Origin of the sequence: Collinsella aerofaciens (assembly GCF_039062315.1) — a bacterium.
Classification (GTDB): Bacteria; Actinomycetota; Coriobacteriia; order Coriobacteriales; family Coriobacteriaceae; genus Collinsella; species Collinsella aerofaciens_BG.
Window position 1 is genome coordinate 1 of sequence record NZ_JBCJBG010000006.1, and the last position, 16,191, is coordinate 16,191.

A 16,191-nucleotide genomic window follows, 5' to 3' on the forward strand; every position below is an offset into this window, starting at 1 on the left:
ATTTCGAACAGTCCTGCGCAAGACGAAGGCCACATTAAGTGGCCTTCTTTGCGTGCGGAACTCATTTTGAGCAAGCACCCGCCCTGCCGGGGCTCCCGGGTTCCGTGACGACTCGGCCGTTCGGGTCAGGTAGGCTGAATGAAATAGAGTGAATGGGCGCGCCGTTGGCGCGTCCATTTTTGTGCGGGTGACAAAGGGACTGTCCCTTTGTCACATTGCAATAAATGTGATGAAAGTGTGGCGAAATGAGCTTAAAACTTCCGTAAATGTGATAAATGTCACGTTTTACCTAAGGTAAAATGTGGGAAATATCACGTTTACGGAAGTTTCTTTGCGGGAGGTTCGGTCATGCAGCGAGATATCATTGCCAAGCTTAACGCTTGGAAAGCGTCAGAATATCGTAAGCCGCTTATCCTTAAGGGGGCGCGCCAGGTTGGAAAGACGTGGGCGCTTAAGGAGTTCGGCCGAACCTCGTACCTCAATTTTGTGTATCTGACGCTCGAGGAGCCGTCACCTGGGGTACAGAGCGAGTACGCTCAGTTTTTCGAAGGTACGCGCGATCCTCGACGGATCATCTCAAATCTTTCCCTGGCACTTGGACAGCCTATCGAGCCCGGCGAAACGCTGCTTATTATTGATGAGATCCAGGATTGTCCTTCTGCAGTCGGCGCCCTTAAATACTTCTGTGACGAGGCCCCCGAGTATCACGTCGCATGCGCAGGGTCTTTGTTGGGCGTTCGCTTGTCCCGTGAGACCAGCGCTTTTCCGGTGGGAAAGGTCGAGTTCATGGAGATGCGTCCCATGAGCTTTTCCGAGTTTCTGAAAGCCGAGGGCGCTGCAAACTACGACGAATACCTTGGCGGCCTGGATCAGATCGAGACAGTGCCCGATTTCTTCCATGTCCGTCTCGTCGAGCATCTTCGTCGTTATTTTGCATGCGGCGGCATGCCAGAGGCTCTTGGCCGGTGGGTGGAGACGGGCGATATCGTTCAGGTCGATAAGGTGTTGTCTGATCTCTTGGATTCCTACGAGCGCGATTTTGCCAAGCATGGTGGCCGTGCGCAGTTTGCCAAGCTTTCACAAATATGGAACTCGATTCCAGCTCAGTTGGCGCGCGAGAACAAAAAGTTCGTTTGGGGTGCGGTGCGCGAGGGGGCTCGTGCTCGAGAATACGAGGATGCTCTGGAATGGCTTGCCGATGCTGGGCTCATCACGGCGGTTCGCCTTAATGCTGCTGGTGGTGTGCCGCTCTCTGCGTACGATGACCTCAAGGCATTTAAGGTCTACTGTCTTGATGTCGGCTTGCTGCGCCGCATGGCAAGGCTGGATGCGTCCGCTTTTGCCATCTCGGATGCGCTATTTTCGGAGTTCAAAGGTTCGTTCGCCGAGAACTATGTGCTTCAGGCATTACTTTCACAGTTAGATGCTGCTCCGCGTTATTGGACAAACGAGAAGCCGAAGCACAAAGTCGATTTTTTGATTCAAGTCGGAAACGAAATCGTTCCCGTCGAGGTCAAATCGGGAGAGGTCGTTCATTCCAAGAGCCTTAAGTACTATGCCGACAAGCATGCGGAGACGACTCCATTGAGGGTCCGCTACTCACTTAAGAACCTAAAGTTCGACGACGGGGTGCTCAACATTCCGTTGTATTTGGCTGATCGATCTGTCCCTCTTATCAAAAAGGCGCTTGATTGTGCGCATCTTGACGTTTAGATCCTGGGTGAGCTGACGGGCGGCGGCTAATTAATCGCTCCGTTACGGCCAGGGAGCTTGGGCCTTAGCGATGCTTGCTTCGCCAGGCCGTGGGTGTCATGCCGGTGTGTTGTTTGAAAGCTTGGGCGAAGGCGGCCTGTTGAGGGTAGCCTAGACGCTCTGCCACCTGCGCTATCGTGAGCGCGCTATCGGCCAAAAGGTCCTGTGCTCGCTCCATACGGCGTCTGCGAATGTAGGCGCCCAGGGACTCGCCGGTTTGGGCCTTAAAGGTGGCGCATAGTTTGGAGCGGCTTGTGTAGAGCCTCTCGGCCACCTCGTTGACACCCACACGTCTGCCTTTGTCGAGCGCGCGCTCAATCATCGCCGCTGCTTCTTCGGCAATGGTTATGCTGGCGCGTGTGTCTGCCGCCTGCCGCGCCTGCTTGTGGGCAGCGCGCGAACAGGCGAGCTCCGCGACCATGGTCTCCACGATGCCCTGCATATAGACGTGTCCGCCTACGGTGCGGGCGCGTTCCTCGTTAATCCGGCGCAGCGTGTGGAAGATGGCAGACGCCGCTTCCTCGTGCCATGGCTCGGCAAACGCCTCAAAGATTCCCGCGAACTCGGTGGGATAGCGGTGCTCCAGTTCGTCAAAATATCCAGGCAAAAAGAGCACCGAGCACGAGTGATAAAGCTCCCCCGCAAACAGCGGGCTTAATTCCTCGCCACAGCTATCTTGGATAAAGCTGCAAACGGCATTGTTTGGCCACGGTCCATGCAAGGGTTTAATGTTCGCAGGCGTTATGCCAGCCTCGGGCATGCATGTAAGTGTGGGCGCGCTGACTTCGCTCACGCAGGCGTATGGCTCGGGTGTGTATTCGGCCAGGTACATATCGTGCGTCGGGGTGATGAAATGCTCCATGACGATGCAGACAGGGGAGAGAGGCATGATCCATGCGCGGCCGTGCGCCCGGTCGTTTGCCACCTCGCCGGTAAAGACGGCACCCTTGCCGGTAAGCTCCAGGCCAAACTGCTCAAACTGTGGGGCGTAGAGCTCGGTTATGTCGGTCGCTGCCCGATGCATTTTCAAAAGCGTCCCCTCCCTTTGCGGAAACGTCCACGCCTGGCTCGATTGTGTGCCTTGGCTAACATATCAATGATAAGTTCATTACGGTTAACTCTCAAGCCGTCAGAAGGGAACCTCATGGCAAAGGGATCAAAAAAGGAAGGCGGCGGCATCGGCGAGCTGCTTGCATATGCCGGTGACCGTAAATACCTCACGTATTTGGGCATGGCTCTCTCGGCGCTCTCGCAGCTGCTGAGCTTTGGCCCGTACGTGTGCATCTGGTTTGTCGCGCGCGATCTGATCGCCGTGGCACCTAACTGGAGCGAAGCCACCGATATCGCGATGTATGGCTGGTGGGCCGTTGGTTTTGCCCTGGCAAGCATCGTAGTTTATTTCGTGGGGCTCATGTGCACGCACCTGTCTGCGTTTCGCTGCGCGTCCAATATCCGCAAGACTACGAGCGAGCACCTGCTTAAGCTGCCGCTTGGCTACTTTGACACGCACGCCACCGGTGAGCTGCGCCGTATTGTAGACGGATGCGCCGCCTCCACCGAGACCCTGCTCGCGCACATGCTGCCCGATATCGCCGGCGCCACCGCTATGGTCGCAGGCCTGCTCGTGCTGCTTTTCGCCCTCGATTGGCGTTTGGGGGTGGCATGCCTTATCTCGGTCGTCGTTTCGCTTGGCGCCATGGCCACCATGATGAGCGGCAAAGGCGCCGAGTTCATGAAGGCCTACATGGGAGCGCTGGTCAAGATGAACAAGACCGGCACCGAATACGTACGCGGCATCCCCGTGGTCAAGGTGTTTCAGCAGACGGTCTACTCCTTTAAGGCCTTCCACGATGCGATCGCCGAATACGCCGACATGGCACAAAGCTATGCGGGCACGTTCTGCCGAGGTCCGCAGGTACTCAACCTTACCGCGCTCAATGGTCTTGTGGCATTCCTGCTGCCCGTGGCGTTGCTGTTGGCGCCGGGCGAGACGGACTTCGCGCATTTTATGGCAAACTTCACGTTTTACGCGATATTTTCGGCCGTGGTACCGACGGCCATGACCAAGCTCATGTTTGTGGGCGAGGCCTCTCAGATGAGTGCCGATTCGCTGGCTCGCATCCGAAGCATCATGGATTCCAAGCAGCTCTCCGTGCCCGCCCAACCCAAGCACCCTGCCGGCAGCGACGTACGATTTGAGGATGTGAGCTTTACCTACGAGGGCGCCGAAGCGCCTGCCGTCAACCATGCGAGTTTTAGCGTTTCCGCTGGTAGCACCCTCGCCCTGGTGGGTCCCTCGGGTGGCGGTAAGTCAACCTGCGCAAGCCTGATCCCGCGTTTTTGGGATGTTTCCTCGGGGCGAGTGCTCGTAGGCGGTGTGGACGTTCGCGATATGGATCCGCACGAGCTTATGGACCAGGTCGCCTTCGTTTTCCAGACCAACCAGCTGTTCCGGCAAACACTTGCCGATAACGTGCGCGCCTCCAAGCCTACGGCCACTGACGACGAAGTGCGTGCGGCCCTCTCCGCAGCTCAGTGCGACGACATTGTGGCCAAGCTCCCACAGGGCATCAATACCATGCTCGGTGCCGGCGGAGCATATCTTTCGGGCGGCGAGGTCCAGCGCGTGGCACTCGCCCGTGCGATCCTTAAAGACGCGCCTATCGTGGTGCTCGATGAGGCCACGGCGTTTGCCGATCCCGAGAACGAGGCGCTCATCCAGCGCGCCTTTAGCAAGCTGGCGGCGGGTCGCACGGTCATTATGATTGCGCACAGACTCTCGACTGTAGTGGGCGCAGACCAAATCGTGGTGCTCAACCAGGGCAGCGTGCAGGAGTCGGGCACCCATGCCGAGTTGCTGTCCCAAAAGGGTCTGTATGCCAAGATGTGGGCCGAATACGAACAGGCCGCGAGCTGGAAAATCACTGCAGCGACCGCGGATGCCGCCGTCACGAAGGGAGGCGAGGCCTAAATGTTCGCCTCATTCCAAAAGAAGTATTTCCTATCCGATAAAGGCGTCGCCGGCGTAAAACGCGGCATTTTCTGGACCACGCTCACCAATCTCATTACCATGGCCGGCATGGGCTTTTTATTCCTGGTTATGGCCGGCTTTGTCGAGCATCTCGCCAGCGGGGCTGACCTGCCGGATGCCCTGCCGATTGTGGGCGGCCTCTTGGTCTTTTTCGTGTTGCTCTTTGCCTCTAACTGGCAGCAGTATTACTACACCTACTGCATCTTTTACGAGGAGTGCGGCAAGCAGCGTATGGAGATCGCCGAGCGCTTGCGCAAACTGCCGCTGTCGTTTTTTGGTCGTCGTGATTTGGCCGATTTAACCGAGACCATCATGGGTGACGTCCAGGCCATGGAGCACGCCTACAGCCACGTGCTGGGAGAGCTTTGGGGTGCCATCATCGCAAGCGCCATTGTGTTCGTGGCGTCACTGTTCTTTTGCTGGCAGCTGGCGATTGCGGCGTTTTTGAGCGTTCCCGTGGCCTTTGCCGTGCTGTATCTAACACGCGGCCCTATGACTCCGGTGTTCGATCGCGTGCGTGCCGAGAAGGTCAAGGTTACCGAGGCTATTCAAGAGACGCTCGACTGCGTTCGCGAGATCCGCGCCACCAACCAGGAGGCCCATTATCTTGAGGGACTCAACGCCGTGATCGATGCCGAGGAGCGCGAGACCACCAAGGGCGAGCTCGCTAACGGACTTTTGGTCAACTCCGCCTTTGCCATCCTGCGTCTGGGCATTGCCACCACGCTGGTCACGGGTGCCGCGATGGTCGCCTCCGGGCAGGTCGACTTTTTGGTGCTGTTTGCTTTCCTGCTTATGGTGAGCCGTGTCTATGCGCCCTTTGACCAGGCGTTAATGTTAATGTCCGAGCTGTTTGCCGCCGAGTCGTCTGCCAAGCGCATGCGTTCCATCATGGAAGAGCCTGTGGCGCGGGGCAGCGAGAAATTTGAGCCCGCGGGCCACGATGTGGTGTTCGATCACGTGGCATTTGGCTATGGTGCGGGCGAGGACGGCCGCGCCGGCGAGAAGGTTCTTACCGATGTGAGCTTTACCGCCAAGGAAGGCGAGGTCACAGCACTGGTCGGTCCTTCGGGTTCCGGTAAGTCTACGGTGAGCCGCCTGGCCGCGCGCTTTTGGGATGCCACCGAAGGCACGGTCACCGTGGGTGGCGTGGATGTTGCGAGCGTCGATCCCGAGGTGCTGCTGCGCGACTACGCCATTGTGTTCCAAGACGTGCTGCTCTTTGACGACACGGTGATGGGAAACATCCGTCTTGGGCGTCGCGATGCCACCGATGAGGAAGTGCTTGCTGCTGCGCGTGCCGCCAACTGCGACGAGTTCGTGAACCGCATGCCGCAGGGCTATGACACCATGATCGGCGAGAACGGCTCCAAGCTGTCTGGCGGCGAGCGCCAGCGCATCTCTATCGCCCGTGCGCTGCTCAAAGACGCGCCCATCGTCCTTTTGGACGAGGCGACGGCGAGCTTGGATGTGGAGAACGAGACCGTGGTACAGCAGGCGCTCTCCCGTCTGCTCGCAGGTAAGACGGTTATCGTGATTGCGCATCGCATGCGTACGGTGGAAAATGCCGACAAGATCGTCGTGCTCAAGGATGGCATGGTTGCCGAACAGGGCACTCCGGCGCAGCTCAAGGCGGCGGGCGGAGAATTTGCCCGTATGGTCGCACTGCAAAAGGAGTCGGCGGACTGGCAGCTGTAGGAAAGGGGTAAAGAGACCGTTCCTTTGTCATGTTGTGGAGGTAGCTAGAATGGGGTCTAATACTTTTCCGAGAAGTGAACGACCTTATTTGGACCCCTGTAGCATCGACACTTTTTGGACGCCGTTTCCTGTGGTTTTGCCGAGTGTTTCCTGCGGTTTTGCTGCGAAAAAATGCAGATGTTTCGGGGGTCCGATTTTGCTCGTTCACTTCGCGGAAAAGTATTAGACCTCGATTCGTCGGGTCGGGGGAGAGCCTTTCATGGATGCCGGAGATGTACGTTGCGGCAGACGGATCGCCAGAAGTCGGCTGTTCCGCACCCCAAGATTTCCAAAAAGTTAACCTTTGTTGAACTTAATAGTTAGATAAACTAAAATATTTTCCAAAAGTGTGCTCGAGCAAACTTATTTACTCGGGTGCTGAGGCACCGTGCCGCGTCCAATGCGGCAAAAGGGAGAAGCAACATGAAGAAGTCGACGTTCAACACCCTGCTTGTTGGTGGCGGTTTTCTGCTTGGTACGGCTGGCATCAAGCTGCTCACCAGCGTTCCGGTAAAGAATGCCTGCGTGCAGGGCATTGCGTGCGGCATGCGCATCAAGAACGGCTACCAGGACATGGTCGAGCAGGCCAAGGCCGAGGTCGACGATATGGTTGCCGAGGCTACCTATCTCACCCAGAGCGAGGCCGCTGCGGACAAGGCAGCCGAGTAGCACTCCCAGGCATAAACTATGAGATTCTCGATTGTTAGCGAGATCCCCGGCAGGACCCGCCTCCAGTTGGCGGGTCCTGTGCCAGAGAGCGATCTCGATGCGCTTCTTAAGCTCAGTGGCGACATCGACGGCGTGCACAAGGTGCGCGTTTACGGCCGTATTGGCCAGATGGCGTTCGAATACGACGAGCCGCGCCGCGATACCGTGCTGGCCGCCGTCGGTGCGCTCGACGCTCAGGCCATTGCCGACGCAAAGACGGGTTACGTGATGCAGCTTGAGCCACGCAGGCACAAACTCGTTATGGACCTGGCGACACTCGTCGGTGCCCATTACGCACGCCGATGGTTTTTGCCTACGCCGCTGCGCGCAGTGTTTGTCGTGGCCGGTTACATGGCATTTTTGCGCGCTGCTCTTCATGAGCTGGCGCAGCCGCGCCTGACCGTTCCCGTGCTCGACGCTTCGGCCATCGGTATCTCGTTTGTCAAACGTGATGTCGACACCGCGGGCCAGACGATGTTCCTGCTCAATGTGGGAGAGCTGCTCGAGGACTACACCCGCGCCATGAGCGAAAACGAGCTCATCAACTCGCTGCTTGATGTGCCCGACAAGGCGCAAAAGGTTGTCGGCGACACCGAGGTAAGCGTTGCCGCCACCGAGCTCGAGCCCGGCGACTTGGTCGCCGTGCGCACCGGCATGTCCATTTGCATTGACGGCGTGGTCGAGCAGGGGAGCGCTATGGTCAACCAGGCGACCCTGACCGGCGAGCCGCTGGCCGTCGAGCGCAGCGTGGGCGACGACGTGTTCGCCGGTACCGTCGTGGAAGACGGCAGCATCTTGGTTCGCGTGCGCGCCAATACGGCTCAGACCAAGCTCCGCTCAATCGTCTCGCTCGTGCAGACGGCCGACTCGCTTAAGTCCGAGGGCCAGTCGCACATGGAAGACCTCGCCAACAAGATCGTCCCGTGGAACTTCCTGCTCGCGGGCCTGGTTGCTCTTACCACCCGCAGCCTCATCAAGACCTCAGCGGCGCTGATGGTCGACTATTCGTGCGCACTCAAGCTCACGGGTTCCGTCGCCGTCATGACTGCCATGAGCGATGCTGCCAAGATGGGCGTCATGGTCAAGGGCGCAAAGTACTTTGAGTCGTTTGCCAAGGCCGACACCATTGTGTTTGATAAGACCGGCACGCTCACCGAGGCGCAGCCGCGTCTTGCCTGCGTACTCACCACCGATGGCTGGAGCGAGGATGAGGTCCTGCGCCTTTCCGCTTGCTTGGAGGAGCATTTCCCGCATCCGGTGGCACGTGCCGTGGTCAATGCAGCACGCGAGCGCGGACTCGAGCACCGCGAGCGACATGCTGCCGTCGAGTACATCGTGGCGCACGGCATCGCTTCGTCCATCGAAGGGCGTCGCGCGATTATCGGCTCGGCACACTTTGTGTTTGAGGACGAGAGCGCGCAGCTCGAGTTCGACATCAAGGAGCAAATCGAGTCCCAGATGCAGGGCCTGTCGCCGCTGTATCTGGCGGTCGACGGCACGGTCGTCGGCGTGCTCGGCATTGAGGATCCGCTCAAGCCCGGGGTCCGTGAGGCCATCGCCGACCTGCATGCGCTGGGCGTCAAGCACGTGGTCATGCTCACGGGCGATTCCGAGCGCACGGCCGAGCGCATCGCGCGCGAGGCGGGCGTCGACGAGTTTATGGCCGAGCTGCTGCCCGAGGACAAGTATGCCTATGTGGAGCGGATTAAGCGCGAGGGGCGCCACGTTGCCATGGTGGGCGACGGCGTCAACGATTCGCCGGCGCTCGGTTTGGCCGACGTGGGCTTGGCGATGGGTGGCGGAAGCGACATCGCCAAGGAGGTCGCCGATATCATCCTGACCGATACGGATCTGGCCGCGATCGTGCGCCTGCGCCGCATGAGCCAGGGCCTCATTGATCGTCTGACGAGCTCCTACTCTAAGGTGATGCTCACCAACTCAGCGCTCTTGGCACTGGGCATTACCGGCACGATTACCCCGCAGACGTCATCGCTGCTGCATAACGGCTCGACGATTGCCTACAGCCTGAGCAACGCGAAGGCTTACCTGCGTTAGGGTTTTCGATTGAGCTTATGGCCTGCATTCGGGCGGTACCGCAGCCGCCAGGGTGCAGGCCTTTTTAGGCAAGTGCAGCTTTGATGGCGGGGATTTCGGTGAGTTGCTCGGCTGCCTTTTCGTCGGAGCTGTCGAGTGCTGCCAGACTGCGGTAGACCCACTCGTTGACCTGGGTGTTCTTGACGCCTGCGGTCTGCATAAGGGTGCCTACTTCGCGGATTGCTGCGAGCAGATCGGCTTTGGGGCCCGCGAGCTCGATCTCGATGTCGTGGTAGGCGGCCACGCCGCGGTTCTCGCTCACGTGGTCGATAAAGCCCTCGACGGTCTCGAGCTGCTGGGCGAGAGCTACATCATCGTCAGCGTCCAGCGCGACGAGTGCGTTCGATACCGTGAGGGCGGGATGCCCGCAGGGGACAAAGCCTTCGATGACATCCATAGCTTCGGTAATGGTTGAGCCCAGGCCTGCGAGGGCATTGACAAGTTGCTGCTTGGTATCCATAACGGTCCTTTCGACGGGTCAATTTTGCTTGGCGAAAATATACGTGACGCGTTCGGTGGCAAAAGTGCGAAGTATGGTGCACATTAGGGTCTTCACAGCTCGTGCATAGAGCAGCTGTCTGCCTTTAGAACGTGGTAAGATAGCTATCCACGAGCGGGGTTCATCCCGCGTGTTCCTTGAAAAGTCGACGGTTATCGGGTGTTTGCAGGCCCGATACCATCCAGACTTTCCCAACATTCGGGGGCGACTGGTTTCGACACGATAGCTCTGAGAGAGGAAGCAAGCCGAGGTCTCCTCGCCTCGTTAAACGGGGGTACCGTCAAATTGAATTGACAACAACTCTTCTTTTGAGCCTATGGCTCTCGCTGCTTAGTTTATAGCGGCGCGTCAACCCGGTGATTTCCCCGACACCGGCGCGACGTCATTTTAGGGGAATGCTCCCGCGCACGTAATCGGTATGGCGCGGGCTAAGACCGAACCGGTTGGGATGCTGCGAGCGTGTCGCTGTGCGCAAGGCGTCCGAGACTAAACCAGCGACTGAGCTTGGAGATGCCAATCAGGGGGCTTTCGTGGACCGGAGTTCGATTCTCCGCGCCTCCACCACTAGTTACAGGCAGGTAGAGAAGTGTCTCTACCTGCTTTTTCATTAATTACAGATACCGCGGAGAATCGAACTCTATGCAGGGCGCGAGCGTCAAGCAAACGCGAAGCGTTTGTAGCGAGCGGGCGAGGACGCCGGCAGGCGGCCGAAGCCGGTGCGTATTTGCGAAGCAAATACGCGGATTCTCCGCGCAAACTTTCGACTCAAAACGGATGCGATGTTTGTCGAATGTCAGCTGGTCAAGCCCAGCATCAACGGATCCCCCGTACCGCGGAGAATCGAACTCTGCGCAGGGCGCGGGCGTAAAGAAAACGCCGCAGCAACGCAGGGTGGGATGCGCTTTCCCGGCGGCAACTCATACTCTGGGGTTGACTTGACCGCCCCGCCCTCCGCAACTCCAAAACCAATGCGCTCTCTATCCCAAAACTGGGTAGAAGAAGGCCAAAACGAAACAGCAGGAGGTCAACATGACTGCAGAGGATAAGGCAAAGAACGCCGGCAAGGTCGCGCTCGTCCTGGAGGGCGGTAGTTTTCGCGGACAGTTCACCGCGGGCGTGCTCGACGTTCTCATGGAGGCCGGCGTCGAGATTCCGGCGGTATATGGCGTATCGGCCGGCGCCCTCAACGGCGTGAACTACAAGTCGCACCAGATCGGCCGTGCCAACCGCATTAACCTGGCTTTCTGCGACGACAACCGCTTCATGGGCGCCGCATCGTTTGCGTCCACGGGCTCCATCGTCGGCTACGACTTTATCTTCAACGACGTCCAGGACCGCCTGGATCCCTTTGACAACGAGACGTTCGACGCGAGCCCCATCAAGATGTACGCCGTCGCGACGGACATGCTCTTTGGAACCGCCGCGTACCTGCCGGTCAAAAGCGCCGTGCTCGACCTCGACGCCGTGCGTGCATCGACGTCGCTGCCGCTGGTGACGCCGCCGGTTGAGATTGACGGGCACAAATACGTCGACGGTGGCGTAGCCGATTCGGTCCCCATCGAGCACGTGCTGGAGGAGGCGGGCTTCGATCGCGCAGTCGTCATTGTCACGCAGGACCGCTCGTATGAGAAAAAGCCCTACGAGTTTATGCCCGCCGCACGAGCCCGCTATGCCGACTACCCCTATCTGCTCGAGGCTATCGAGACGCGCCACGACCGCTATAACATCCAGCGCATGCATCTGTGGAAGTATGAGCGCGAGGGCCGTGCGCTGGTCATTGCTCCGCAAAAGCCGGTCGAGGTCGGCCACGTTGAGCACGATCCGGCAAAGCTCCTCGACCTGTATATTCAGGGCCGCCAGGAGGCAAAGCGCTTGCTGGGAGATATCGAGGCGTTTGTCGAGCGCTAGCGTCGCGACGTCATGACCCATGGACGACATGTGCAGAAAGTCTGGTCAGAGCCAAAATACCTGTTGACTCGGGCGACGAGCGGGGTAATATGGACGGGTTACTTGCAGAGCCCCGTGAATCTCTGTAACAACACGTACTGTACATGGAGGAGTCTAAGTGATTTCGAAATCGACTCACTACGCCAAGCAGGGCGAGGTCCAGCGCAACTGGGTTCTCGTCGACGCCGATGGTGCTGTCCTGGGCCGTCTTGCCACCCAGATCGCAATGATCCTGCGCGGTAAGAACAAGCCCCAGTTCACGCCCAACAGCGACTGCGGCGACTTCGTTGTCGTCATCAACGCCGATAAGGTCCAGCTTACCGGTAACAAGGCCGACACGAAGACCTATTATCGCCACAGCGGCTACAACGGCGGCCTCAAGGCTGAGAGCTTCCGCCAGGCTATGGAGAAGCACCCGGAGAAGGTCATCGAGCGCGCCGTTCGCGGCATGCTGCCCAAGACCACCCTCGGCCGTGCCCAGATGACCAAGCTTAAGGTCTACGCTGGTGCCGAGCATCCGCACGCTGCCCAGAACCCCACGAAGATTGAGCTGGAGGCTTAAAGATGGCTGAGAACACCGTTGTCTACCAGGGTACCGGCCGTCGTAAGAACGCCGTCGCCCGCGTCCGTCTCGTCCCCGGCACCGGCAAGGTGACCATCAACAAGCGTGACGCCGAGCAGTATTTCGGCCGTCATCAGCTCGTTGAGAACGCCCTTGCTCCCTTCAAGGTGACCGACACCGCCGGTCAGTTCGACGTTATCGCTCTGTGCGATGGCGGCGGCATCTCCGGTCAGTCCGGCGCTCTGCGCCTGGGCATCGCTCGCGCTCTTCTGAACGCTGGCGACTACCGTGCTGACCTCAAGAAGGCCGGTTTCCTTACGCGCGATGCTCGCGTGGTCGAGCGCAAGAAGTACGGCCTCAAGAAGGCCCGCCGCGCTCCCCAGTTCTCCAAGCGCTAAGGTTTTATCTCCTTTCGAGATACAATGTACAAGCGGGGCCTGCCGATTCCTCGGCGGGTCCCGCTTTTCTTTTTCGACTAGGGTGGGCGGTTGCATATCGCCTGCTAGGGAAGGAGCAATCCTATGCCCCAGAACATCTTCGGTACCGATGGTGTCCGTGGCGTCGCCAACGCCGATCTTTCGTGCGACCTCGCGTTTCGCCTGGGCCGCGCGGCGACCAAGTTTCTTGGTCCGGACATCTGCATCGGCCGTGACACGCGCCTTTCGGGCACCATGCTCGAGAGCGCTCTGACCGCCGGCATTATGGCCGAGGGCGGCCGTCCGCACTGCTGCGGCGTCATCCCCACGCCTGCCGTGGCACTGCTCACCGTTCAGAACGAGCTCGATGGCGGCATCGTCATCTCTGCTTCGCATAATCCGCCGGAGTTCAATGGCATCAAGTTCTTTAGCCGCAAGGGCATGAAGCTTCCCGATGCTGTCGAGGAAGAGATCAGCGCTTGGGTCATGTCCGAGGAAGCCATGGCTGCCGACACGCTGCCGACTGGCGCCGGCGTGGGCCACATCATCAAGATGAAGGACGCTCGCAAGGCATACGTCGACCACGCCATCGATACGCTTGATGGCCTGAGGCTCGACGGCCTGGTCGTTGCCGTCGACTGCGGCCACGGTGCTTCTTGCCAGACTACGCCCGCCGCGCTGCAGCGCCTGGGTGCCACGGTGCACGCTATCAACACCGATTACTGCGGCACCGACATTAACGTTGAGTGCGGCTCTACGCACCTCGAGCCCCTGCGCGAGCTCGTGCTGCGCACCCATGCTGACATCGGTCTGGCCCACGACGGCGACGCCGACCGTGTGCTGTTCGTGGACAGCGAGGGCAATGAGATCGACGGTGACTACATCCTGGCTATCTGCGGTTCTGATCTCGCCGCTCGCGGCAAGCTCGCCAACTCCGAGATCGTTTCGACCGTCATGTGCAACCTGGGCTTCTCCATCGCTATGAAGGAACAGGGCTTCGAGATGGTCCAGACCGCCGTGGGCGACCGCTACGTTCTGGAGCGCATGCTCGCGGACGGCGCCGTCATCGGCGGCGAACAGTCCGGCCACATCATCTTCCTGGAGCACAACACCACCGGTGACGGCCTGGTGACGGCTCTGCAGCTGCTGGCCGTGCTCAAGCGCACCGGTCGTACCCTCACCGATCTTGCCGGCATCATGAAGAAGTACCCGCAGGTGCTCGTCAACGTGCATTCCGACAACAAGGCCGGCTTGGACGATTGTCAGCCCATCTGGGATGCCGTTGCTGCTGCCGAGAAGGAGCTTGACGGCCGCGGCCGCATTCTGGTACGCCCGAGCGGTACCGAGCCGCTGGTCCGCGTGATGGCCGAGGCCGAGACGCACGAGCTGACCCAGCGCGTTGTCGACGACATCGTCGAGGTTGTCAAGCGCGAACTTCCCTAATGGTCAAAAACCGTTGCCAAGTGGTAAACTGTTAAAGTTATTTTGATTGATTGGTATGTCCGAGGGGGAGCATGTTCACTAAAGTCCTAAGGTCTTTTGGTATGCGTGGTCGAGTCCTTACGCTGGATGCTCCCATCTCGGGCGATGTCATTCCGTTGTCCGAGGTCAATGACCAGACGTTTGCCACCGGCCTTTTGGGCCAGGGCGTGGCGATTCAGCCTACCGGCACGCGCGTGATTGCACCGGCTGATGCCAAGGTCGAGGCCATTTTTCCCACGGGACACGCCGTTGCGCTTAACACGGTCGATGGCTTGGACGTGCTCATCCACGTTGGTTTGGACACTGTTCAGCTCGAGGGCAAGCACTTTACCGTACATGCGCAAGTGGGTGACATCGTCCATAAGGGTGATGTACTCATTGAGTTCGATCGCGAGGCAATTGCTGCCGAGGGCTACGATGTGACGGTTCCCATCTTGGTGTGCAACTCCGTTGAGTTCTCGAGTATCAAGGGCTCCGTTGGCGTGCATGTCGAAGAGATGGACCAACTCATCGTTGCTCGCGAGCGCTAGCAAGTGCACGTGGCCATTAGCCTACAATTCAAACACGTTTACGGAGGGCGCCCTTGAAAGAGGACGCCCTCCGTGGCAAGATGGGATTTGTCCGAGGCTAAACAGCTTTGGGTCACCGTGGACGGGCAGGGGCCTCGACGCGGTTAGACACGAGACACATACATTACGCGACCTCGCCCTGGTGGCCGCACACGTTGGTTGCGGCCGACGCGGGCCGCGGGCAAGTGCTTGTAAGGGGAGCCTTGCCTCTCTTGTACGAGAAAGGACGCGTAATGAAAATCATTAAAGCTAAAGACTACGAGGATATGAGCCGCAAGGCCGCCAATATCATCTCGGCCCAGGTTATCCTCAAGCCCGATTGCGTGCTGGGTCTTGCCACCGGCTCCACCCCGATTGGCGCCTACAAGCAGCTCGCCGCTTGGTACGAGAAGGGCGACGTCGACTTCGCCGAAGTCAGCACCTACAACCTGGACGAGTATCGTGGTCTTTCGCACGACGATCCCCAGAGCTATCACTACTTTATGCGCGAGAACTTCTTCGATCACATCAATATCGATCTGAACAACACGCACGTGCCCGATGGCTCCAACCCCGATGCCGCTGCTGCCTGCTCCGAGTACGACAAGATCGTCGCTGCCGCCGGTTATCCGGATCTGCAGCTGCTCGGCATTGGCAACAACGGTCACATTGGCTTCAACGAGCCCGATGACCACTTCTCCAAGGGTACGCACTGTGTCGACCTGACCGAGAGCACCATTCAGGCCAACAGCCGCCTGTTCGACAGCATCGATGATGTGCCCCGTCAGGCTTACACCATGGGCACCCAGACCATCATGTATGCCCGCATGATCCTGGTTGTCGCCAACGGCGAGGCCAAGGCTCAGGCTGTGCACGATATGTGCTATGGCCCGGTTACGCCCAAGTGCCCGGCTTCGATCCTGCAGCTGCACACCAACTGCGTCGTCGTTGCTGACGAGGCCGCTCTTTCGCTCTGCGAGTAACGCGACCAAGCGATCTTACATAGCTTTTCAAAAGGCCCTCGCTTTGCGGGGGCCTTTTTGCTATCCCTTTTTGCCCACTTGACCAAAAACTTGCCGTAAGCTTGACGAATACCGGATGTCCAACAGCTTGATTCATTCCATATCAGATTCTATGCAAAAATGCCACTAGAAGGTCGTAGACGGTAGCGGGTGCTAGGCGAGTTGAATGACATGGCTGAACCTTGTTCATCTGCGTTACACTGACGCTTAGATGGGACAAGCTGACAAGCTCATTTACCTGCTTAAAGACCGATTAGTCGGGGATTAATAACAATCGGCCCTCGCTGTACAAAAACTTGCCGCTTGCGTACCAAAAGACAACCTAAAACACAAGGTCGCTCTATTCATAGCGCGGCTTGTATGGTCTTGCGGCTACAGTGTCCATACGGTCGA

The 16,191-nt window shown here is 58.8% G+C and carries 13 protein-coding genes and 1 other RNA gene; 12 read left to right on the forward strand and 2 right to left on the reverse strand.

The window, feature by feature from the left end:
• Window positions 1-348 precede the first annotated feature (348 nt).
• Window positions 349-1,713, forward strand: a complete 1,365-nt coding sequence (locus tag ABCP74_RS04395; protein ID WP_343102194.1) for an ATP-binding protein — start codon at window positions 349-351, stop codon at window positions 1,711-1,713.
• Window positions 1,714-1,777: 64 nt separating this feature from the next.
• Here the strand turns inward: ABCP74_RS04395 and ABCP74_RS04400 are convergent, their stop codons facing one another.
• Window positions 1,778-2,776, reverse strand: a complete 999-nt coding sequence (locus ABCP74_RS04400) for a helix-turn-helix domain-containing protein (protein WP_343001369.1) — start codon at window positions 2,774-2,776, stop codon at window positions 1,778-1,780.
• A 120-nt stretch (window positions 2,777-2,896) separates the two neighbouring features.
• Between ABCP74_RS04400 and ABCP74_RS04405 the strand changes: the two genes are divergently transcribed.
• The 4 genes from ABCP74_RS04405 (at window position 2,897) to ABCP74_RS04420 (ending at window position 9,283) form a co-directional block, all read left to right on the forward strand.
• Window positions 2,897-4,723, forward strand: coding sequence for an ABC transporter ATP-binding protein (locus ABCP74_RS04405; protein WP_343001368.1), 1,827 nt, complete (start codon window positions 2,897-2,899; stop codon window positions 4,721-4,723).
• Window positions 4,724-6,481 carry an ABC transporter ATP-binding protein gene (locus ABCP74_RS04410; RefSeq protein ID WP_343001367.1) on the forward strand — a complete coding sequence of 586 codons (1,758 nt, stop codon included), beginning with the start codon at window positions 4,724-4,726 and terminating at the stop codon, window positions 6,479-6,481.
• Window positions 6,482-6,943: 462 nt separating this feature from the next.
• Window positions 6,944-7,189, forward strand: coding sequence for a DUF6110 family protein (locus ABCP74_RS04415; protein WP_343001366.1), 246 nt, complete (start codon window positions 6,944-6,946; stop codon window positions 7,187-7,189).
• A gap of 78 nt (window positions 7,190-7,267) precedes the next feature.
• Window positions 7,268-9,283, forward strand: a complete 2,016-nt coding sequence (locus ABCP74_RS04420) for a heavy metal translocating P-type ATPase (RefSeq protein WP_343001365.1) — start codon at window positions 7,268-7,270, stop codon at window positions 9,281-9,283.
• 64 nt (window positions 9,284-9,347) lie between these two features.
• Here the strand turns inward: ABCP74_RS04420 and ABCP74_RS04425 are convergent, their stop codons facing one another.
• A complete protein-coding gene (locus ABCP74_RS04425) occupies window positions 9,348-9,782 on the reverse strand; it encodes a hypothetical protein (RefSeq protein WP_217107581.1) in 435 nt (144 codons plus the stop codon).
• Between the two features lie 239 nt (window positions 9,783-10,021).
• Here ABCP74_RS04425 and ssrA point away from each other — a divergent pair.
• The 7 genes from ssrA (at window position 10,022) to nagB (ending at window position 15,759) form a co-directional block, all read left to right on the forward strand.
• Window positions 10,022-10,385, forward strand: a transfer-messenger RNA (tmRNA) gene (ssrA, locus tag ABCP74_RS04430).
• Between the two features lie 465 nt (window positions 10,386-10,850).
• A complete protein-coding gene (locus tag ABCP74_RS04435) occupies window positions 10,851-11,729 on the forward strand; it encodes a patatin-like phospholipase family protein (RefSeq protein WP_343004390.1) in 879 nt (292 codons plus the stop codon).
• A 157-nt stretch (window positions 11,730-11,886) separates the two neighbouring features.
• Window positions 11,887-12,330 carry a 50S ribosomal protein L13 gene (gene rplM, locus ABCP74_RS04440; RefSeq protein ID WP_022094635.1) on the forward strand — a complete coding sequence of 148 codons (444 nt, stop codon included), beginning with the start codon at window positions 11,887-11,889 and terminating at the stop codon, window positions 12,328-12,330.
• 2 nt (window positions 12,331-12,332) lie between these two features.
• Window positions 12,333-12,728 carry a 30S ribosomal protein S9 gene (gene rpsI, locus ABCP74_RS04445; RefSeq protein ID WP_022094634.1) on the forward strand — a complete coding sequence of 132 codons (396 nt, stop codon included), beginning with the start codon at window positions 12,333-12,335 and terminating at the stop codon, window positions 12,726-12,728.
• Between the two features lie 123 nt (window positions 12,729-12,851).
• The gene (gene glmM / locus ABCP74_RS04450; RefSeq protein ID WP_006234694.1) at window positions 12,852-14,189 is read left to right on the forward strand and encodes a phosphoglucosamine mutase; all 1,338 of its coding nucleotides are present in this window, start codon (window positions 12,852-12,854) and stop codon (window positions 14,187-14,189) included.
• A 101-nt stretch (window positions 14,190-14,290) separates the two neighbouring features.
• Window positions 14,291-14,758 (forward strand): PTS sugar transporter subunit IIA, encoded by a 468-nt coding sequence (locus ABCP74_RS04455; protein ID WP_306421699.1) that lies wholly within the window; start codon window positions 14,291-14,293, stop codon window positions 14,756-14,758.
• A gap of 272 nt (window positions 14,759-15,030) precedes the next feature.
• Window positions 15,031-15,759 (forward strand): glucosamine-6-phosphate deaminase, encoded by a 729-nt coding sequence (gene nagB, locus ABCP74_RS04460; RefSeq protein WP_117839976.1) that lies wholly within the window; start codon window positions 15,031-15,033, stop codon window positions 15,757-15,759.
• Window positions 15,760-16,191: the final 432 nt, after the last annotated feature.

Bases quoted from the DNA above. Each gene is read 5' to 3' on its own strand.
- ABCP74_RS04405 (WP_343001368.1), top strand. From the start codon at position 2,897: ATGGCAAAGGGATCAAAAAAGGAAGGCGGCGGCATCGGCGAGCTGCTT.
- ABCP74_RS04455 (WP_306421699.1), top strand. From the start codon at position 14,291: ATGCGTGGTCGAGTCCTTACGCTGGATGCTCCCATCTCGGGCGATGTC.
- rpsI (WP_022094634.1), top strand. From the start codon at position 12,333: ATGGCTGAGAACACCGTTGTCTACCAGGGTACCGGCCGTCGTAAGAAC.
- ABCP74_RS04415 (WP_343001366.1), top strand. From the start codon at position 6,944: ATGAAGAAGTCGACGTTCAACACCCTGCTTGTTGGTGGCGGTTTTCTG.
- ABCP74_RS04425 (WP_217107581.1), bottom strand. From the start codon at position 9,782: ATGGATACCAAGCAGCAACTTGTCAATGCCCTCGCAGGCCTGGGCTCA.
- ABCP74_RS04410 (WP_343001367.1), top strand. From the start codon at position 4,724: ATGTTCGCCTCATTCCAAAAGAAGTATTTCCTATCCGATAAAGGCGTC.
- ABCP74_RS04435 (WP_343004390.1), top strand. From the start codon at position 10,851: ATGACTGCAGAGGATAAGGCAAAGAACGCCGGCAAGGTCGCGCTCGTC.
- glmM (WP_006234694.1), top strand. From the start codon at position 12,852: ATGCCCCAGAACATCTTCGGTACCGATGGTGTCCGTGGCGTCGCCAAC.
- ABCP74_RS04395 (WP_343102194.1), top strand. From the start codon at position 349: ATGCAGCGAGATATCATTGCCAAGCTTAACGCTTGGAAAGCGTCAGAA.
- ABCP74_RS04400 (WP_343001369.1), bottom strand. From the start codon at position 2,776: ATGCATCGGGCAGCGACCGACATAACCGAGCTCTACGCCCCACAGTTT.
- nagB (WP_117839976.1), top strand. From the start codon at position 15,031: ATGAAAATCATTAAAGCTAAAGACTACGAGGATATGAGCCGCAAGGCC.